At 70.8% G+C, this 18734-nt stretch carries 9 protein-coding genes; 5 read left to right on the plus strand and 4 right to left on the minus strand.

Going from position 1 to position 18734, the window contains the following annotated elements; translation table 11 throughout:
* Positions 1–358 precede the first annotated feature (358 nt).
* Positions 359–1612 carry an MDR family MFS transporter gene (locus tag ACWGH4_RS13350; RefSeq protein ID WP_453459549.1) on the plus strand — a complete coding sequence of 418 codons (1254 nt, stop codon included), beginning with the start codon at positions 359–361 and terminating at the stop codon, positions 1610–1612.
* Between the two features lie 534 nt (positions 1613–2146).
* Here the strand turns inward: ACWGH4_RS13350 and ACWGH4_RS13355 are convergent.
* The 3 genes from ACWGH4_RS13355 to ACWGH4_RS13365 form a co-directional block, all read right to left on the minus strand.
* Positions 2147–3589: an aminopeptidase P family protein gene (locus ACWGH4_RS13355; protein ID WP_453459552.1), complete on the minus strand. Its 1443-nt coding sequence runs from the start codon at positions 3587–3589 to the stop codon at positions 2147–2149.
* 102 nt (positions 3590–3691) lie between these two features.
* Complete coding sequence (locus ACWGH4_RS13360; RefSeq protein WP_453459555.1) at positions 3692–5158, minus strand: aminopeptidase P family protein; 1467 nt, start codon at positions 5156–5158, stop codon at positions 3692–3694.
* A gap of 412 nt (positions 5159–5570) precedes the next feature.
* Positions 5571–8564, minus strand: coding sequence for an ATP-binding protein (locus ACWGH4_RS13365; RefSeq protein WP_453459558.1), 2994 nt, complete (start codon positions 8562–8564; stop codon positions 5571–5573).
* Positions 8565–9239: 675 nt separating this feature from the next.
* Between ACWGH4_RS13365 and ACWGH4_RS13370 the strand changes: the two genes are divergently transcribed.
* Entirely contained in the window at positions 9240–10841 is a 1602-nt protein-coding gene (locus ACWGH4_RS13370) for a S8 family serine peptidase (RefSeq protein WP_453459561.1), read from the plus strand.
* A 158-nt stretch (positions 10842–10999) separates the two neighbouring features.
* Positions 11000–14488: a M28 family peptidase gene (locus tag ACWGH4_RS13375; RefSeq protein WP_453459570.1), complete on the plus strand. Its 3489-nt coding sequence runs from the start codon at positions 11000–11002 to the stop codon at positions 14486–14488.
* Positions 14489–14940: 452 nt separating this feature from the next.
* Here ACWGH4_RS13375 and ACWGH4_RS13380 read toward each other — a convergent pair whose 3' ends face one another.
* On the minus strand, positions 14941–15741 hold the full coding sequence (locus ACWGH4_RS13380; RefSeq protein WP_053556767.1) for an IclR family transcriptional regulator: 801 nt from the start codon (positions 15739–15741) through the stop codon (positions 14941–14943).
* Positions 15742–16043: 302 nt separating this feature from the next.
* Between ACWGH4_RS13380 and allB the strand changes: the two genes are divergently transcribed.
* Together allB and alc are read left to right on the plus strand one after the other, a co-directional pair.
* The gene (allB, locus tag ACWGH4_RS13385; protein ID WP_453459564.1) at positions 16044–17387 is read left to right on the plus strand and encodes an allantoinase AllB; all 1344 of its coding nucleotides are present in this window, start codon (positions 16044–16046) and stop codon (positions 17385–17387) included.
* 3 nt (positions 17388–17390) lie between these two features.
* Positions 17391–18512: an allantoicase gene (alc, locus tag ACWGH4_RS13390; RefSeq protein ID WP_453459567.1), complete on the plus strand. Its 1122-nt coding sequence runs from the start codon at positions 17391–17393 to the stop codon at positions 18510–18512.
* Positions 18513–18734: the final 222 nt, after the last annotated feature.

Raw genomic sequence — 18734 nt, forward strand, 5'->3', positions numbered from 1 at the left:
GAGGAGGGGTGCGGCCCGTTCGGCCGCTCCGCGTTTCGGTACCGGGGAAGGGGCGATACCAGATGTCGTCCCTCAGATAAGGCCGTGCAGTCGCAGATCAACGCACTTGTCGATGAACGCAGGTGAGAGTGATGGCACGACTCCGCCTCCCACACCGAGGCCACCGACCGTTCAGCTGAACCGCGAGGCCGGCACGGCGGAGCCGGGCCTCGGTGCACCGGCCGGGCGTGTGCCCGCATCAACGGCAGCAGCGAAGACCGGCACGCGACCCGGCCTCTTCCCGCGGCCCCCAATAAGCCGGATCCTGCCGGAACCGTGCTCTGTTATGCCGATGGCTCTCGTCGGCAGAAGGACGGACATGAACGATCCCGGGCGCCCCGCACTCCCCACCGGCTTTTGGTGGCTGTGGACCTCAACGCTGGTGAACCGGTTCGGCCTCTTCGTGATGCCGTTCCTGTCCCTTTACCTCACGGTGGACCGCGGACACTCCGCCCTGTACGCGGGCCTGATGGTCTCGCTGTACGGGCTCGGCGGGATGGCCGGATCGCTGATCGGCGGATCACTCAGCGACCGGTGGGGCCGGCGGCCGACCCTGCTCGCCGGGCAGTTGGGCTCCGCAGTCTTCACCCTCGCCCTCGGCCTTGCCGAGCAGCCACTGCCGATCGCGCTGTGTGCCACCGTGCTGGGCCTGACGCTGACGATGTCCCAGCCCGCAGCTGGAGCGATGCTCGCCGACATCGTGCCCGAGGAGGCCAGACCACGGGCCTACTCGCTCAACTACTGGGCCTTCAACCTTGGATTCTCCGTCTCCGCACTGTCGGCGGGTGCACTCGTCGTGTTCGGCTATCTGACACTGTTCGTGGTGGACGCCGCCACCACACTGCTGTGCGCGGTGCTGGTCTTCTGGAAACTCCCCGAGACCCGGCCGGAGCGGCTCCATGCGGAACCGCCCGGGACCTCGCGCGTCTCCCTGACCGCCGTGCTCCGGGACCGCCAGTTCATGTGCCTGGTCGGACTGAACCTTCTGATGGTCACCGTCTTCACACAGCGGCATGTGGCGTTGCCGCTGTCCATCGCAGAATCCGGCCTGTCCACCGCACAGTACGGAATCGTGGCCGGGATCAACGGCATCATGATCGTTACTCTGCAGCTGGCCGTCACCCGCTTCACCCAGAACCGGCCGGCCGGCGGGGTGCTTGCCGCAGGGGCCTTGCTGATCGCGTTGAGCTCGGTGCTCAACGCACGCGCCGACACCGTGCTGCTGTACTGCTGCGCCGCTGTCGTGTGCACCCTGGGCGAGATCGTGTACGTGCCGACCAGCGAGGCCCAGGCGCCCGCCCTGGCTCCGGCGCGTGCACGCAGCCGCTACGAGGGCGTGATGGTGATGACCTGGGCCCTCGGCGGTTTCGTGGCACCACTGACGAGCGGGCTGATCATCGACGCCTACGGCACGGACGCCCTGTGGGCGGGCTGCGTGGTGATCGGCGCGGTCACGGCCCTCGGATATGCCGCATGGCTGAAGCCGAGGCAGGAGAAGGACGGCGCCGTGTCGTCCGCACAACCCCTGGGGAACGGAGATTCATGGAATACGCCCCGACGGTTGCGCTGGTGACGGCTGCGCGAGGGCCGCATGCGGCGGACCCCCGCATGCTCCTCAACGCGCTCGACCAGCAGTTACGGGGCTTGCGGAACTTCTGGTTGGATCGCCCGCCGGGCCCGTCGCCCGGCCTGCCGCGCAGGGTGCCGAACTGGAGAGTGCGACCACACGTCTCGCGGACCTGCTGCGGCGTGCGGTGCGGAGCCTGGGCGACGACTGCGTGACATGGCACCACGCCGTCGGCCTCGCCGAGCGGCTGACGGACTTCTACGGCGACGATGAGTTCGAGAGCGCCTACGCCACAGTCATGGGCCGGCCGGATGTGATCTTCACCGAATCCGGATGGAAGTTCCAGAAGCAGCGGGAACTCGCCTCTGCGGGAGCCGAGGCTTCCGATGGACTCGTTCGACTCGAAGTGCTCCGCCTTGATGCCGGACATCACCGCGTCCAGCACCGCGGACTTGCCGAACCCGGTGGGCCCGACCACCGCCACCGCGCCGGTCTGCCGCAGCTGTCCGCACCCCTGGTCGACGAGGGGACGGCGCATCGTCACCGCGACGCGCTCATCCATGCCTCGACCTCGTCCGCACTGCGAGGCAGGTCCGACGACAGGCACAGTGCGCCGTCGGCCGTGATGACGAAGTCGTCCTCGATCCGGACGCCGATGCCGCGCAACTCCGTGGGGACCGTCAAGTCGTCGGGCTGGAAGTACAGGCCGGGCTCGACGGTGAGCACATGGCCCGCCTCGAGCACGCCGTCCACGTACGTCTCGCTGCGCGCCTCGGCGCAGTCGTGGCAGTCCAGGCCCAGCATGTGGCCCGAACCGCAGACGGTGTACCTGCGATACAGGGCGTCCTCGTGCGGGAGCGCCGTGCCCCCGGGCCGGAGGCCCCAGGCATCGAGTCCTTCGGCGATGACGCGCATCGCGGCCTCGTGGAAGTCGCCGTAGCGCGCACCGGGCCGCAGTGCGGCGATGCCCGCCGACTGGGCGGCGAACACGAGGTCGTAGACACGGCGCTGCACGTCCGTGAAGCGTCCGCCGACGGGCAGCGTCCGGGTGACGTCGGCGGTGTAGAAAGAGTCGGCTTCGACGCCCGCGTCCAGCAGGAGAAGGTCTCCCACTTGTACCGGGCCGTCGTTGTGCATCCAGTGGAGCACGCACGCGTGCGCGCCGGCCGCTGCGATGGTTTCGAACCCCAGGCCGTAACCCTCCAGCCGGGCACGCCGGTTGAACGTGCCCTCGACCCAGCGCTCACCCCGTGCGAGGCGTGTGGCGTGGGGCAGCTCTGCGACGACGTCGTGGAAGCCGGCGACGGTGTGTCCCACAGCGGCGCGCATCTGGTCGACCTCCCAGTCGTCCTTGACCAGCCGCAGCTCCGACAGAAACGCGAGCAGTTCGGCCTCGGCCGGTGGGGTCGGCGGCACCAGACCGTCGACGAGTGCGTCCACGTCGCGTACCACCCGGGTCGGGACGCCCCCGCCGAGCGCCCGCTCCAGGCCGTCCCGGCCGGCCACTTCGATGCCGAGGGCGTCGGCGGTCTCCGGCAGCGTCCGGCGCCGGCCGACCCAGAACTCGCCATGCTGCCGGTCGCTGTAGAATTCCGCGCCGCGCGGACCGGCGTCGCGCGGTGACCGCGGCCGGGTGAACAGGGTGACCTCATGGCCGCTGCCGGTGGGTTCGAAGACGAGCACGCTGTCCGGCACCGCCTGCGTACCCTGCTCGGCGGTGAGGTGGATGAACGCGGAATGCGGCCGGAACGCGTAGTCGAAGTCGTTGCTGCGCCTCTTGAGCCCACCCGACGGGACGACGATCCGTTCTCCGGGGAACCGTTCGGACACCGTCGCGCGCCGCTTGGCCGCGCATGCGGCTCCGGACACGGGCGACAGTGTCAGGTTCGTGTCGGCCCAGCCGTGCCGGAAGACCTCGGTCACCGCCGCTGGTACCCGACGATCACGGCTCCCCGCTTCGCGCAAGTCGTCCCGCCGTTCCATGGCTCGTATTCCCCTCGTGTCGCGGTGTGTTCTCTCAACGATTTCGACGCCACGAGCCGTGGCCGGCCGTCCCCGCGGTGAGGCCGGCCACGGCGGTCGGTGTCAGCCCCGCAGCCGGGCCATCCAGGCCTCCACGTCGTCCGCGGCCCGGGGAAGGCCGGCCGAGAGGTTCTCGTTGCCCTCCTCGGTGACCAGGATGTCGTCCTCGATCCGGATGCCGATGCCGCGGAACTCCTTCGGGACGGTCAGATCGTCCTTCTGGAAGTACAGGCCCGGCTCGACGGTGAGGACCATGCCGGCCGCCAGCGTGCCGTCCACGTACAACTCGGTACGGGCCTTGGCGCAGTCGTGAACGTCAAGGCCGATCATGTGACCCGTGCCGGCCAGGGTCCAGCGTCGGTGCAGCCCGAGTTCGTAGGCCTCGTCCACCGACCTGTCGCCGAACAGGCCCCAGGAGCCCAGGTGGTCGGCCATCACCCGCTGGGCGGCGTGGTGGAAGTCCCGGTACTTGGCACCGGGCCTGACCGCGGCGATACCGGCCGACTGCGCCTCGTACACCGCGTCGTAGACCTTGCGCTGGATCGCCGTGAAGCGACCGTCGACGGGCAGGGTGCGGGTGACGTCGGCGGTGTAGAGGTTGCGGCTCTCCACTCCGGCGTCGAGCAGCAGCAGCTCGCCCGGACGGGTTGCGCCGTCGTTGCGGACCCAGTGCAGGGTCGTGGCGTGCTCGCCCGCGGCACAGACCGAGGTGTAGCCGACGTCGTTGCCGTCGATCCGCGCGCGCGTCCAGAACGTGCCCTCGATGGCCCGTTCGAGGGTCGGCGTGTCGGTACCGAGGATGCGGACGACGTCTTCGAAGCCGCGGACGGTGGACTCGCACGCATGGCGCAGGTCGGCGATCTCGAACTCGTCCTTGATCAGGCGCATTTGAGAGATCTCGGTGCGGAACTCGGCGTCACGTTCGGCGGTCACCTTGTCGTGCAGAGCCACGTCGACGCCCGCGTCGTAATCGCGCAGCAGGCGGATCGGGCCGGTGGCCGCGGCGAGCCGCTCGGTCAGCGTGCGCACGTCGCGGCAGGGCAGGCCAAGGAGCTGTTCGTTCTCGGCGAGGCTGTTGCGGCGGCCGTCCCAGAGCTCACCGTGGTAATCGCGCCAGAACTCGCCGGACTCGCGGTCCGAGCGGGGGAGCAGATAGGCGACGGCGTGGTGTCCGCCGTCCTCCTCGGGCTCCAGGACCAGCACGGCATCCTGTGACTGGTCACCCGTCAGGTAGACGTAGTCGGAGGAGGCACGGAAGGGATAGTCCGTGTCGTTGGCACGGACCTTCGGGTTACCGGCGGGGATCACCAGCAGTTCACCGGGGAAGGAACCTGAGAGTGCTGCCCTGCGTCGGGCGGTGTGTGCCGCCTGCGGGATGGGTTCGAGGTCGTGCCGCTCCGTGTCCGCCCAGCCCTGCTTCATGTTCTCGGCGAGTTCGGTGGTCACACCCCCGTACAGGCCGTTCTTGCGCTCCTTGTTCTCATCCGCCGCCTCGGTCGCAACGGCGGCTTCCTCAACGGAATCGGTCACGCACTTCCTCCTCGGTCACATACAGCCGGTTTTATGGGGCTCCGTCGCCGGGAGGTCATTACACTTGCTGCCTTCTCAAGGGGCGGCTCATCAGTGCCACGGGCACCGATGAGCCATCGGACGCAACCATATGAACTCGCGCGTCGTGCCCGCGTCGCTCTCCATCGTCACGAGCAGAATCGCCCCGGAATGAACGCGCATCCCGGCAGCGTTCCGCTGTCGCGCACCCCTGCCCAGCCGACGCCGGAGGCACAGCCCACCGCAGGAACTTCAGTGCTGGGGGAGGTCGCCAGCCGGCTTCGGCGTTCAGGATCCGGCGACGGACAGCGCAGCGCGGCGGCTGCCGCCTCCCGGTGGACGCTCGGTCAGACAACCGCCGAGACGTCGACCGGCGACTGGCGACCGGCGGGATCTATGGCCGGTCGGTCACCGCTCCACCGTTCTGCTGCCCGGCCAGGGCGATGCCGGCCCTGGAAGTGACGTTCAGCTTGCGCATGATGCGCGCCACATGGTGCTCCACGGTCCGGGTGGACAGCACCAGACTCTCCGCGATGTCCCGGTTCGCCCGCCCCTGGACGACAAGAAGCGCCACCTCCTGCTCCCGTGGGGACAGCTGATCGCCGTAGCCGAGGCGGCCACGGCGATGGGTGGTGACGATGTCGTGGCGGCGCAGCAACCGTTGGCAGCGGGCAAGGTCCCAGCGGGCACCCAAGTCCCGGTAGACATCGATCACCTTGCGGACGCAGCCGGCCGCTGCCTCCCCGCGCAGGCCGAGCAGGCAGCGCCCGCGGGCTTCGGCCACCCGGGCCGCGTCAAAGGGACGTCCGAGCCGCCGCCACCGCGCTTCCGCGTCGACCAGCAGACCGACGGCCTCGGCCGGCCGGCCCTCGGCCTCGGCGAGCAGAGCGCGGCACACGGTCAGCGCGGTCCGGGCGGCAGGTGTGTCCCGCTTTGCCGTCCCGGCGGCGAAGTCGGCGACGAGCCGGTGCGCCCGCTCGGTCTGTCCGCTCCCGTGCAGGGCCTCCACGGCAGTGGGCGCCACCTCCCCGGCCCACAGCCAGCCGCCGGTCTGCTCCAGGCGGTGCAGCGACTCCTCCAGCGCGTCGCACGCCTGCCCGGGCCGCCCGGCTTCCAGATGGATGCGGGCGGTGGCGGCGGCCGAGGCGGTGAGTATGACACCGGTGTCGTAGCGGGTCGTGCTAGCGGCCTGTGCGAGGTCGCGGAGGGCCCCGGACACGTCGCCGAGGACGTGCAGTGCGGTCAGTCCGCGGACCAGCATGGCTTCGGCGGTCAGGTCGGGGATGCCCTCGTAGAGCCGGGTGGTGTGGTCGGCCGCCGCGTGCAGGCCGTGCCAGTGCCCTTCGTGCCAGTCGAGCACCAGGCGGGCCGTCTGGGTGAGCCCTTCCAGATAGGGACTGCTGGTGTCGGCGAGTCCGGCGGCGGCCCGGTCGAGGAACTCGCGGGCCCGCACTCCGTACCCGAGGGCGGCTGACGCGTGGGCCAGGTTGGCCCAGCCCCGGGCGTGGTGCGTGGCCACCTGTGCGGTTTCGGCCGTGCCGTGCAGCCTCTCGGCGGCGGCCCAGGCCCGCGGATCGCCGAGCAGCATCAGGGCGGTGGCTCGGTTGGCGGCCATGGCGGCGCGGCTCACGGGGTCGGTGACCTGGTCCGCGAGTGCTTCTGCCCGGTCCAGGCAGTGCTGGTGGCGGCTGATGGGCCAGCCCTTGATGGAAGGAATGGCGGCGACGGCCATGGCGCTGGCGGCGGTCTGCGGGTCGGCCGCCTCCAGGTCGGGAATGGCGCGGGCGATCTCGTTGAGGCTGTCCAGCGCCCCTCCGCTCTGATTGCGAAGGACGACGCTGAGCCGGAGCCGGATCTCGCCGCGCAGGCGCAGCGGCGGGTCGTCCTCCTCGAGCACCCGCCGTATCGCGGCCGTCACTTGCTCGTCGGCACGGACCATCTGCGCGGTGCCGGCCAGTTTCGCGGCGGTGCGGATACGTCCGTCGGCGCGCGGGTCCTCGGCGATGGCCCGGGTGTAGAGACGGGTGGCAGTGGTGTAGTCGCCGGTGGAGGCTGCCCGGTCGGCGGCCGCGACAAGGCACCGCAGGCCTTCGCGTACTCGTCCTGCCGCCCTGTACAGGCGGGCGAGCTCTGCCAGCGGCAGTGGTCCTTCGCCGCCTCTGTGCAGTGCCCGGGCGGCGCGCAGACTCAGCCGGGCCAGCCGAGGGCCGGGCACGCGCGCCAGCGCGGCTCGGCGGTCCAGCGGATGCCGAAAGTCGGGGCACGGTCCGGCGGTGCGCAGCACGGCATGGCGCAGGCACGCGTCCACGGCTGCCTCTGCCCGCCCGGATGTGATGCCCGCTGTTTCGGCGAGGACATCGACGGGCACCGGATCGCCGAGGACGGCCGCCGCCTCGACGATCCGCTGCGCGTCCTCGGTGAGCAGCGCGCACCGCTGGGCCCAGTCCCGCCGCACGAGGGGCGGTACGCCGGTCTCCCGCACGGCGACGAGCCACGACTCTGCCTGCCCGTTGCCCGTCCCCTCAGTCCACGCACCTGCACCGCTTCCTCGCGCCGTCTCCCCACCACCCTTCTCCTTCGCCCGCAGCAGTTTCCCGGCGGACCGCAGCAGGGCCTCGGCCACCCCGGGCAGTCCCCGGGTCAACTCATGTACCAGGACGGCGAGTGCCGGCTGCTTCTGCATCGAGACCGGACTGTTCACGCCGAGCCACCGTCGGACGAATTCTTCGGTCTCCTCGGGCGTCCAAGGGTGGACCTCGATCTCCTCGACGCGCAGACGCCCCGAAGCGCGCACGCCGAGGAGGGGCAGCCCGGGGGCGGCGTTCTCGGTGACGACCAGCCGCAGCCCAGGCGGCATCGCGCTCATCAGGTGGTGGAGCACGCCGAGGGTGGCGGGGTCGGCGCGGTGGACGTCTTCCAGGACCAGTACGACGTCCCCGAGCGCTGCCAGCAGCACGCCGACCGCGCGCGGCAACAGTCCGCGCCGCACCTCCGGGTCGGTCGCCGACGCAGGCGGTGGCGGCAGCCGGTCGGCCAGTTCGGGTACGACGAGGCCCACGACTCCGGCCACGGGTGGCAGCGGCCCGTCGAGCAGGCCGGGCCGGTGCGGCAGCGCGGCCAGCGCGTCGGCGATGGGGCAGAGCGGCACGGCGCCCGCCGTATCGGGACACGATCCGCGCACGTGCGTCCATTGCGTGAACTCCCCCGCGCCGAGCACCGAGTCCACCAGCCGGGACTTCCCCGTTCCGGCTTCGCCTCTCACCACCACGAGACCCGGCCCTTCCCACAGCGCTTCCCGCAGCCGCCCGGCCTCCTCGCCCCGCCCGGCGAACACTCCGCTGCCGGCCGTCGCTGCGTGGCGTCCCGCAACGAATGAATGTTCGTCCACGCTCCGCCCTCCCACCCGCCGCTCATGAAGGCCCCGGCCTCGAGCTCCAGAGCCCGCTGGACCGGACGCTGTGATCCGGTCCCTTGCCTGGCGGGACCGTGGCGTCCGTCGAAGATGGGTCTACCTGTCGGGCGGCCCGCGGAGCAATAGGTGTCCACCACCTACGGAATGACCCGGACAGCCCCGTACAGCTGGCCGGCACGCCTCGCTCCCCGGCGCCGCCCCCTGCGACGGCGCAGCGCCTCAATCTTTGGGTAGCGCTACGGATTGCTGGGCTGTTTGTCATGGCTGAAGCTCAGGGCGGTCCGGCAACGTCATCCTCGGACGCCCGCGAATTCGGCCGGCAGGAGCGGACCGTACGAGGGCGGCTGTCCCCAACAGCCGTTTGACGCAGCCGGATTGATGGCCGCACGAAATCTCCACGTCGTGCGTACACCGCTCCCACCCCCTCGCCCCGCCCATCGCTCGAGGACGCCGAGAGCCGAGGTGCTCACGTGACCACCACGGCTGGATTCTTGTCATGGTCTCGACATCCTCGAGCCTGTGTCGGTCCAACAGGCGCAATCCGGCATGCTCTTCCCGCTTCTGGCGGGTCCGGAGCCGGGTCGGGGCGACGGGGGCCAACCCCCCACCGGGTCCCGAACCGGGGTCCGGACAGCTCTCAAGGGAGACAACATGAAGTTCGACGCCAGCGTCGTGCGGCGGGTCCTCGCCGCCGGCGCCAGCGCCGCCCTGCTCGTCGGGGCCGCCGCCACCGCCGGAGCTGCTCCGGTACCGCCAGGTGGCGGCGAGGGCCGCATCGTCGGCGCGGACCGTGCCGGCGCAGTCGAAGGCTCGTACATCGTCACCTTCAAGGATTCGGTGGCCCGTGCGGACGTGCCCGCCTCCGCCAAGGCGCTGGCCAAGAGACACGCGGGCAGCGTCCGTTACACCTACACCACCGCCCTGCGCGGCTTCGCCGTGAAGATGACCGAGGAGCGGGCCAAGGAACTTGCCGCCGACCCGTCAGTGGCCCGCGTCGAGGCCGACGCCGTCGCCTACGCGGTCGACACCCAGCCCAATCCGCCGTCCTGGGGCCTGGACCGCATCGACCAGCGCGACATGCCGCTGGACAAGGGCTACACCTACGGCACCACCGCCTCCAACGTGAACGCCTACATCGTGGACACCGGCATCCGCATGAGCCACCGCGACTTCGGCGGCCGCGCGGTCAGCGGCTACGACTTCATCGACAACGACTCCGACGCCTCCGACTGCAACGGTCACGGCACCCACGTCGCAGGCACTGTCGGCGGCAACTCGTACGGCGTCGCCAAGGGCGTCAAACTGATCGGCGTCCGGGTGCTGAACTGCGGTGGCACCTCGGGCAGCTCTTGGGCCCCGGTCCTCGCCGGCATCGACTGGGTCACCCGGAACGCGGTGAAGCCGGCCGTGGTCAACATGAGCATCGGTGGCGGCAAGAACCAGTCGATCAACGACGCGGTGGCGGCCTCCATATCCTCCGGCCTCACCTATGTCGTGGCGGCAGGCAACGACAACGCCGACGCGTGCTCGTACTCACCGGCCTCCACCTCGGCGGCCGTCACCGTCGGCGCGACCAACAGCCGAGATGCCCGCGCCACCGGATGGAACAACGGACAGGGCTCCAACTACGGTTCCTGCCTGGACATCTTCGCCCCCGGCGACAGCATCGTCTCCTCGTCCCACACCGGTGACACCGCTTCCCGGTCGGGCAACGGCACCTCCATGGCCGCGCCGCACGTCGCCGGCGCGGCGGCCCTGCTGCTCGCAGCCAACCCCGCCTGGTCCCCGGCCCAGGTCCGCGAGAAGCTGGTCGGCGACTCCACGCCCGGCAAGATCTCCGACGCCCGCAGCGGATCCCCGAACAAGCTGCTCTACACGGGCACGGGCGACACCACCCCGCCGCCCACCGGCAAGAGGTTCGAAAACACCGACAGTTACCAGATTCTCGACCACGCGACCGTAGAGTCGCCCATCACGGTCACCGGTGTTGTCGGCAACGCCCCGTCCAACCTGGCCGTCGCCGTGGACATCCGCCACACCTACCGCGGTGACGTCCAGGTCGAGCTGCTCGCTCCCGACGGCTCCGTCTACCTGCTGAAGGGCCTCAGCACCTACGACAGCGCCGACAACGTCCAGGCCACCTACACCGTCGACGCCTCCAGCGAGGTCGCCAACGGCACGTGGAAGCTCCGCGTCTCGGACCACTGGGAGAACGACACCGGCAACCTCGCCGCCTGGTCGCTCCAGTTCTGACCCGTGCGGCCTGAGCCGCCTGGCTCCCGAGCGGCCCGGCACGACCCAACGCGCCGGCCCGTCATCGCTCCCCCGATGACTGGCCGGCGCCGTCGCGACAACACCCCCCACCCCAAGGAGCACTGGTGAAACGAAGACTCGCTGTGGCAGGCCTCTCCATGGCCGTGGCCCTGGGAACAGCCGCCCTGCCCGCCGTCTCCGCCGCGCACGCGGCAACCCCGGCCATCGCACCGGCGGCCGCGAAACCGAAGCCCAAGCCCGTCGACCGCGCCGTGGCCGCCGCGGACAAGGTCACCGCCAGCGGTTTCGACGCCCTCGCCAAGGGCCCCGACGAGCGCTACGACCGCCGCATGGTCACGCCCTGGCTCAAGGGGCTGTACTCGGTGGCGTACGAGCGGACCTACCGCGGGCTGCCCGTCGTCGGAGGCGACGCCGTCGTCCTCGCCGACGGCAACGGCACGGTCCGCGCCGCGCACTCGGCCGCCGACATCGAGATATCCGTCGGCGTCAAGGCCAAGGTCGGGGCGGCCGCCGCGGAGCGCACCAGCCGTGCCGAGCTGAAGAAGGCCGACAAGACCGAGTCGCAGCGCCTGGTCGTGAAGGTCCGGGACGACGATTCCCGCCTTGCCTGGGAGACCGTCGTCACCGGCACCACCGCCGATGAGCGCCCCAGCCGGCTGCACGTCTTCGTCGACGCCCGCACCGGCAAGGTCCTCGACTCGTACGACGACGTGCGCGCCGGCAGCGGCAACAGCGAGTGGAACGGCCCCAGCCCGCTGACCATCGACACCAGTCAGTCCGGCGGCACCTACCGGCTCAGCGACCCGACCCGGCCCGGACTGAGCTGTGCCGACTACAGCACCGGCTCCGTCTTCAGCGGCTCCGACGACAACTGGGGCAACGGCGATGCGAGCAGCAAGGAGACCGGCTGCGTCGACGTCATGTACGGCGCGCAGAAGCAGTGGGACATGCTCGCCGACTGGCTCGGCCGCGACGGCCACAACGGAAACGGCGGCAGCTGGCCGACCAAGGTCGGCCTGAACGACGTCAACGCCTACTGGACCGGCTCCACCGTCCTCATCGGCCACAACAAGGTGAACGAGTGGATCGCCGGGCTGGACGTCCTCGCACACGAGTACGGCCACGGCATCGACCAGCACACACCGAGCGGCGCGAACAATGAGAGCGGTCTCGGCGAGGCCACGGGAGACATCTTCGCCGCCTTGACCGAGGCGTACGCCAACCAGCCCACCCCGTACGACACCGCCGACTACGAGGTCGGCGAGTCGATCGACCTCCTCGGCAACGGGCCGATCCGCTACATGCACGACCCGTCCCAGCTGAACCACCCCAACTGCTACTCGTCCTCTATCCCGAACACCGAGGTGCACGCGGCCGCCGGGCCGTTGAACCACTGGTTCTACCTGCTCGCCGAAGGCACGAACCCCGGCGACGGCAAACCTTCCAGCCCGACCTGCAACAACACCACCCTCACCGGCATCGGCATCCAGAACGCCGGCAATATCTTCTACGGCGGCATGCTGCTGAAGACCAGCGGCATGACCCACAAGCGCTACCGCACCGCGACCCTGACCGCGGCAAAGAACCTCGACGCCACCTGCGGCCTCTTCAACAAGACCAAGGCCGCCTGGAACGCGATCAGCGTCCCCGCGCAGTCCGCGGACCCGACCTGCACCGGTACGCCGGCCTCCGACTTCTCCATGGCCGTCGGCCCGTCCTCGGGCACCGTCGAGCCGGGCGGGTCGGTCACGGCGACGGTCTCCACCAGCGTCACCAGCGGCAGCGCCCAGTCCGTCGGGCTTTCGGCGACCGGTGCGCCCGCCGGTGTGTCGGTCTCGTTCAGTCCGTCGTCGGTCACTGCGGGCAGCAGCGCCACCATGACGGTGTCGGCAGCCTCCTCCACGGCGCCCGGGACGTACACGATCACGGTCGAGGGCGACGGCAGTCAGGCCGACCACACCGCGCAGTACACCCTGACCGTCGGCGGCGGAGGGAACCCGGGCACCGGGGCCCCCGACATCGACGTGGCCAAGGTCAAGGCACACCTGACCGAGTTCCAGGCCATCGCGAACCGCAACGGCGGCAACCGCAGGTCCACCGGCACCGGTTACGACGAGTCCGTGGCCTATGTGAAGGGCAAGCTTCAGGCAGTCGGCTACACGGTCACCGAGCAGGTCTGCACCTCCGGCTGCACCAGCGGCGCGGGGGTGAACCTGATCGCCGAGTGGCCGAAGGGCGACGCCAACAAGGTCTACATGTTCGGCGCCCACCTGGACGGCGTCTCCGCAGGGCCCGGAATCAACGACAACGGCTCCGGCTCCGCGGCGCTGCTGGAGACCGCGCTGGCGCTTGCGCGGCAGAATCCGACCATGCTGAACCGTGTGCGGTTCGGCTGGTGGACGGACGAGGAACAGGGCCTCAACGGCTCCGACTTCTACGTCCGCAACCTCAGCTCCACGGAGCGCTCCAGGATCAAGGCGTACTACAACTTCGACATGGTCGCCTCCACCAACGGCGGCTACTTCATCAACCACATCACCTCGACCGCCGCCGCACCGATGAAGGAGTACTGGGACTCGCTGGACCTGGCGCCGGAGGAGAACACCGAGGGCGCGGGCCGCAGCGACGACTACTCGTTCGAGCAGTACTCCATCCCGACCTCCGGGTACGCGATGGGTGCGAGCGCCCGCAAGACCTCGGCGCAGGCCACCAAGTGGGGCGGCACGGCGGGTGGTGCGTACGACCCGTGCTACCACGCCTCCTGCGACACGATCGACAACATCAACCTCACTGGTCTCAACCGCGCGTCCGACGGCATTGCCCACACCTTGTGGAAGCAGGCGGTCGGTGCCGAGGTTCCGTTGAACGACTTCTCGGTCACGGTCGCGCCCACTTCAGGAAGCGTGGAGCCGGGCGCGTCGGCGACGGCCACCGTCTCCACCGCCACCACGAACGGCTCGGCGCAGACGGTGCGGTTGTCCGTGCCGAACGCTCCCGCCGGTGTCTCGGCGACCTTCACGCCCTCGTCCGTCACCTCGGGCGACAACTCCACGATCAAGGTCGCCACCACCGCGTCCACCGCGCCCGGCACCTACACGCTCATCATTGACGGCACCGGCACGTCGGCCACGCACACAACGACGTACACGCTCACCGTGACCGGCTCCGGCAGCTGCGACACCGGCCAGAAGATCATCAACGGCGGCTTCGAGAACGGCACCTCGCCGTGGACGGGTGACACCCACACCATCGGCGCCCACAGCAGCCAGTCACCGCACACCGGCACCCGCTTCTCCTGGCTCGTCGGGTACGGCAGCAGCCGCACCGAGACGATCAACCAGTCTGTGACCGTGCCGGAGGGCTGCACCAAGGCCACGCTCGACTACTACCTGCACATCAACACGGCCGAAGCCCCGGGCACCGCCTACGACTTCCTCCGCGTGCAGGTCGACGGCACCACCCTCGCCACCAAGTCCAACACCGACGCCGCCGACGGTTACGTCCGGCAGTCGCTGGACCTGAGCGCCTACGCGGGCCGCCAGGTCACGGTGACCTTCACGGCCACCGAGGACGCGAATCTGCAGACGAGCTTCAACATCGACGACGTGACACTGCAGGGCAGCTGACAGCCCGAACCAACGCGGGGCCCCGGACCGAGAAAGCGGTCCCGGGCCCCGCCTTGGTTCGGGCCGCACCGCTCGGCCCGCCTGCCTTGTGTCACGTGACCGGCCGCCAGTACCTCGGTCCCGTCCCCGCCCGGACGGGCGACCGGTCTACGCTCTGCGCCTGGCCGCCGACGCGCTCGTCTTCGGGCAACCAGGTAGCGTCCCGGGCCGCCGGACGGTACCGGCGCGCCCGGCGGCCGCGCTCAGTCAACCGGGGAGCGCACCGGCGGCCGGCAGTACCGGTGCGCGCGCCGGCCGCGCTCGGGAGGTTGAGCACAGCGGCCGACGGGCGCTACCGGCGCGAGCGCCCACCGCGCTCAGTCAGCCGGGGAGCGCGCCGGCCGCAGCCGCCGGAGGTCCAGCTACGGGATCCACGACGCTTACCGGCCCCTGACCCCGGCCCCTCGGCGTCGTCAGCTCTGCGCGTTGGTGTTGGCCAGCGCCGCCGACAGGTCGAGCGCGACCTCCTGGAGGATGGGCACGATCTTCTCCGTCGCCGCCTCCGTCACCCGGCCCGCCGGACCGGAGATCGAGACGGCCGCGGCGGTGGGGGAGTCCGGCACGGAGACCGCGAGGCAGCGGACCCCTATCTCCTGCTCGTTGTCGTCGACCGCGTAGCCGGCGCGGCGGACCTGCTCGAGCGCCTCGAGGAAGCCCTCCGGCGTCGTGATCGTCTTCTCGGTCGCGGCGGGCATCCCGGTCCTGGCCAGCAGCGCCCGCACCTCTTCCGCGGGGGTGTGCGCGAGCAGCGCCTTGCCCACGCCGGTGGAGTGCGGCAGCACCCGGCGGCCGACCTCGGTGAACATGCGCATGGAGTGCTTCGAGGGCACCTGCGCCACGTAGACGATCTCGTCGCCGTCGAGCAGCGCCATGTTCGCCGTCTCGCCGGTCTCCTCGACGAGGCGGGCGAGGTAGGGGCGGGCCCAGGTGCCGAGGAGCCGGGAGGCGGACTCGCCGAGGCGGATCAGCCGGGGGCCGAGCGCGTAGCGGCGGTTGGGCTGCTGGCGTACGTAGCCGCAGGCGACCAGCGTGCGCATCAGACGGTGGATCGTGGGCAGCGGCAGACCGCTGCTGGCGGAGAGCTCGCTGAGGCCGACCTCGCCACCGGCGTCGGCCATTCGTTCGAGCAGGTCGAAGGCGCGCTCAAGGGACTGCACGCCGCCGCTGGCGGCGGGCTTGGCTGCGTCGGTGGCGCTGGCGCTGGACGTCGGCACGTCGGCGGTCCTTTCGGGCAGGCAGGGCAAGGCTGCAGCCTACCGGGCGCGGCTCCGGGAAACATCGCCCGCAGAGTCGCGTCGTGGCCGGTCAGGGCGTGTTTGTCCCTGTGTCTGCGGTGATGCGCGGGCCTGCTCCTGGCTGAAGCGACCACGTCGCAGTGGAATTGTATTTCCACTTTGTGGAAACGTACAAGCGTGATCTTCCGGCCCGGGCGGGTCTTGACGGGTACCGACGAGACGGGAAGACTCCTTCAACAGTTCGTTGAATTTTCGCTGAGCAGTGGAAGTGAGGGGAGCGGGTGTCCGACGTGGAAGTGGACCTGGTGCTGCGCTCGACGCGCGTGATCACCCCCGAAGGGACGCGTGCCGCGGCGGTCGCCGTCGCCGGCGGGCGGATCGCCGCGGTGGGTCCGTACGACGCCGACGTGCCGGCCGGGGCCCGGCTCGAGGACTTCGGCGACGACGTCGTCCTCCCCGGCCTCGTCGACACCCACGTTCATGTGAACGACCCCGGCCGCACCGAGTGGGAGGGCTTCTGGACCGCCACCCGCGCGGCCGCCGCAGGCGGCATCACCACCCTGCTCGACATGCCGCTCAACTCCCTGCCGCCCACCACCACCGTCGACCACCTCGCCGTCAAGCGCGACGTGGCCCGCCCCAAGGCGCACATCGACGTCGGCTTCTGGGGCGGCGCGATCCCGTCCAACGTCAAGGACCTGAGGCCGCTGCACGACGCCGGAGTCTTCGGCTTCAAGTGCTTCCTGTCCCCGTCGGGCGTCGAGGAGTTCCCCGAGCTCGACCAGGAGCAGCTCGCCCGCTCGATGGCCGAGATCTCCGGCTTCGGCGGCCTGCTGATCGTGCACGCGGAGGACCCCCACCACCTCGCCTCCGCGCCGCAGCGGAGCGGGCCCAGATACGCCGACTTCCTCGCCTCCCGGCCCCGGGACGCCGAGAACACCGCGATCGGGAACCTGATCTCGCACGCCAAGCGGCTCGGCGCCCGCGTCCACGTCCTGCACCTGTCCTCCAGCGACGCGCTGCCGCTGATCGCCGAGGCCCGCCGGGAGGGCGTAGCGATCACCGTCGAGTCGTGCCCGCACTTCCTCACCCTCACCGCGGAAGAGGTCCCGGACGGGGCGACCGAGTTCAAGTGCTGCCCGCCGATCCGGGAGGCCGCGAACCAGGACGCGCTCTGGCAGGGCCTCGCCGACGGCACGATCGACTGCATCGTCTCCGACCACTCTCCCTGCACCACCGACCTCAAGACCCCGGACTTCGCATCCGCCTGGGGCGGCATCTCCTCGCTCCAGCTGGGCCTGCCCGCGATCTGGACCGAGGCCCGCAAGCGCGGCCACACCCTCGACGACGTCGTCCGCTGGATGGCGAAGGCCCCCGCCGACCTGGCGGGCCTCGGCACCAAGGGGGCCATCGAGGCCGGCCGCGACGCCGACTTCGCGGTCCTCGCCCCCGACGCGACCTTCACCGTCGACCCCGCGGAACTGCACCACCGCAACCAGGTGACCGCCTACGCGGGCAGGACGCTGTACGGGGTGGTCAGATCGACGTGGCTGCGCGGCAAGCGGATCGTGGAGAACGGCAACCTGGCCGAGCCGACGGGCCGGCTGCTCGAAAGGAACAACTGAACCGTGTCTGCATCCACCATCCCCTCCTTCACCGGTGACGCCAGCCCCTACGGCGGCGGCGACCCGTACGCCGACTACCGTGCGGCCGACTTCCCGTTCACGCAGTACGCCGACCTCGCCGACCGCCGCCTCGGCGCGGGCGTCGTCGCCGCCAACGACGAGTTCTTCGCCGAGCGCGAGAACCTGCTGAAGCCGGAGCCCGCGGAGTTCGACCCCGAGCACTTCGGCCACAAGGGCAAGATCATGGACGGCTGGGAGACCCGCCGCCGCCGCGGCGTGGGTGCCGAGCAGCCCCACCCCACCGACGACGACCACGACTGGGCACTGGTCCGCCTCGGCGCCCCCGGCGTCGTACGCGGCATCGTCGTCGACACCGCGCACTTCCGCGGCAACTACCCGCAGGCCGTGTCGATCGAGGGCACCTCGGTCGCCGGCTCGCCCTCCCCGGAGGAGCTCCTCGGCGACGACGTGAAGTGGACGACGCTCGTCCCGCGCACCGCCGTCGGCGGCCACGCCGCCAACGGCTTCGCCGTCGACGTCGAGCAGCGCTTCACGCACCTGCGCGTCAACCAGCACCCCGACGGCGGCATCGCCCGCCTGCGCGTCCACGGCGAGGTCGTGCCCGACCCCGCCTGGCTCGGCGCGCTGGGCACCTTCGACCTCGTCGCGCTCGAGAACGGCGGCCAGGTCGAGGACGCCTCCGACCGCTTCTACTCCCCGGCCACCAACACCATCCAGCCCGGCCGCTCCCGCAAGATGGACGACGGCTGGGAGACCCGCCGTCGCCGCGACAAGGGCAACGACTGGATCCGCTACCAGGTGGTCGGGCAGGCGGAGATCCGTGCGGTCGAGATCGACACCGCGTACCTGAAGGGCAACAGCGCGGGCTGGGCGGCGCTGTCCGTACGGGACGGCGCCGAGGGCGAGTGGCGCGAGGTCCTGCCGCGCACCCGGCTGCAGCCCGACACCAACCACCGGTTCGTGCTCGACGCCCCCGCGGTCGGCACCCATGTGCGGATCGACATCTACCCCGACGGCGGCATCTCCCGGCTGCGGCTGTTCGGCTCCCTGACCGAGCAGGGCGCGGCCCGTCTGACGGCCCGTCACCAGGAGCTCGGCGGCTGATCGTTTCCGGCGGAGCCCGGCGGCGTGGGCAGAGGGTTCCCTGTCAGCGCCCTGCGGCGGGCGTCGGCTGACAGTGCCCGGCGGAGCCCTGCGGTCGGGCGTCCCACAAGAGCTGGGTGGCCGACGCCCGCCACCGGAGCCGGCGGCGGGCGTCCGTCACGAGTTCGGCGGCTGACACCCGCCGGAGCCCGGCGGCAGGCGTCCGCCAGGAGCCCGGAGGCG

The organism is Streptomyces sp. NPDC054847 (assembly GCF_053610925.1).

Excerpts from the sequence above, each read along its gene's own strand:
- ACWGH4_RS13350 (WP_453459549.1), top strand. The coding sequence starts at position 359 with ATGAACGATCCCGGGCGCCCCGCACTCCCCACCGGCTTTTGGTGGCTG.
- ACWGH4_RS13355 (WP_453459552.1), bottom strand. The coding sequence starts at position 3,589 with ATGGAACGGCGGGACGACTTGCGCGAAGCGGGGAGCCGTGATCGTCGG.
- ACWGH4_RS13370 (WP_453459561.1), top strand. The coding sequence starts at position 9,240 with ATGAAGTTCGACGCCAGCGTCGTGCGGCGGGTCCTCGCCGCCGGCGCC.
- ACWGH4_RS13375 (WP_453459570.1), top strand. The coding sequence starts at position 11,000 with ATGGCCGTGGCCCTGGGAACAGCCGCCCTGCCCGCCGTCTCCGCCGCG.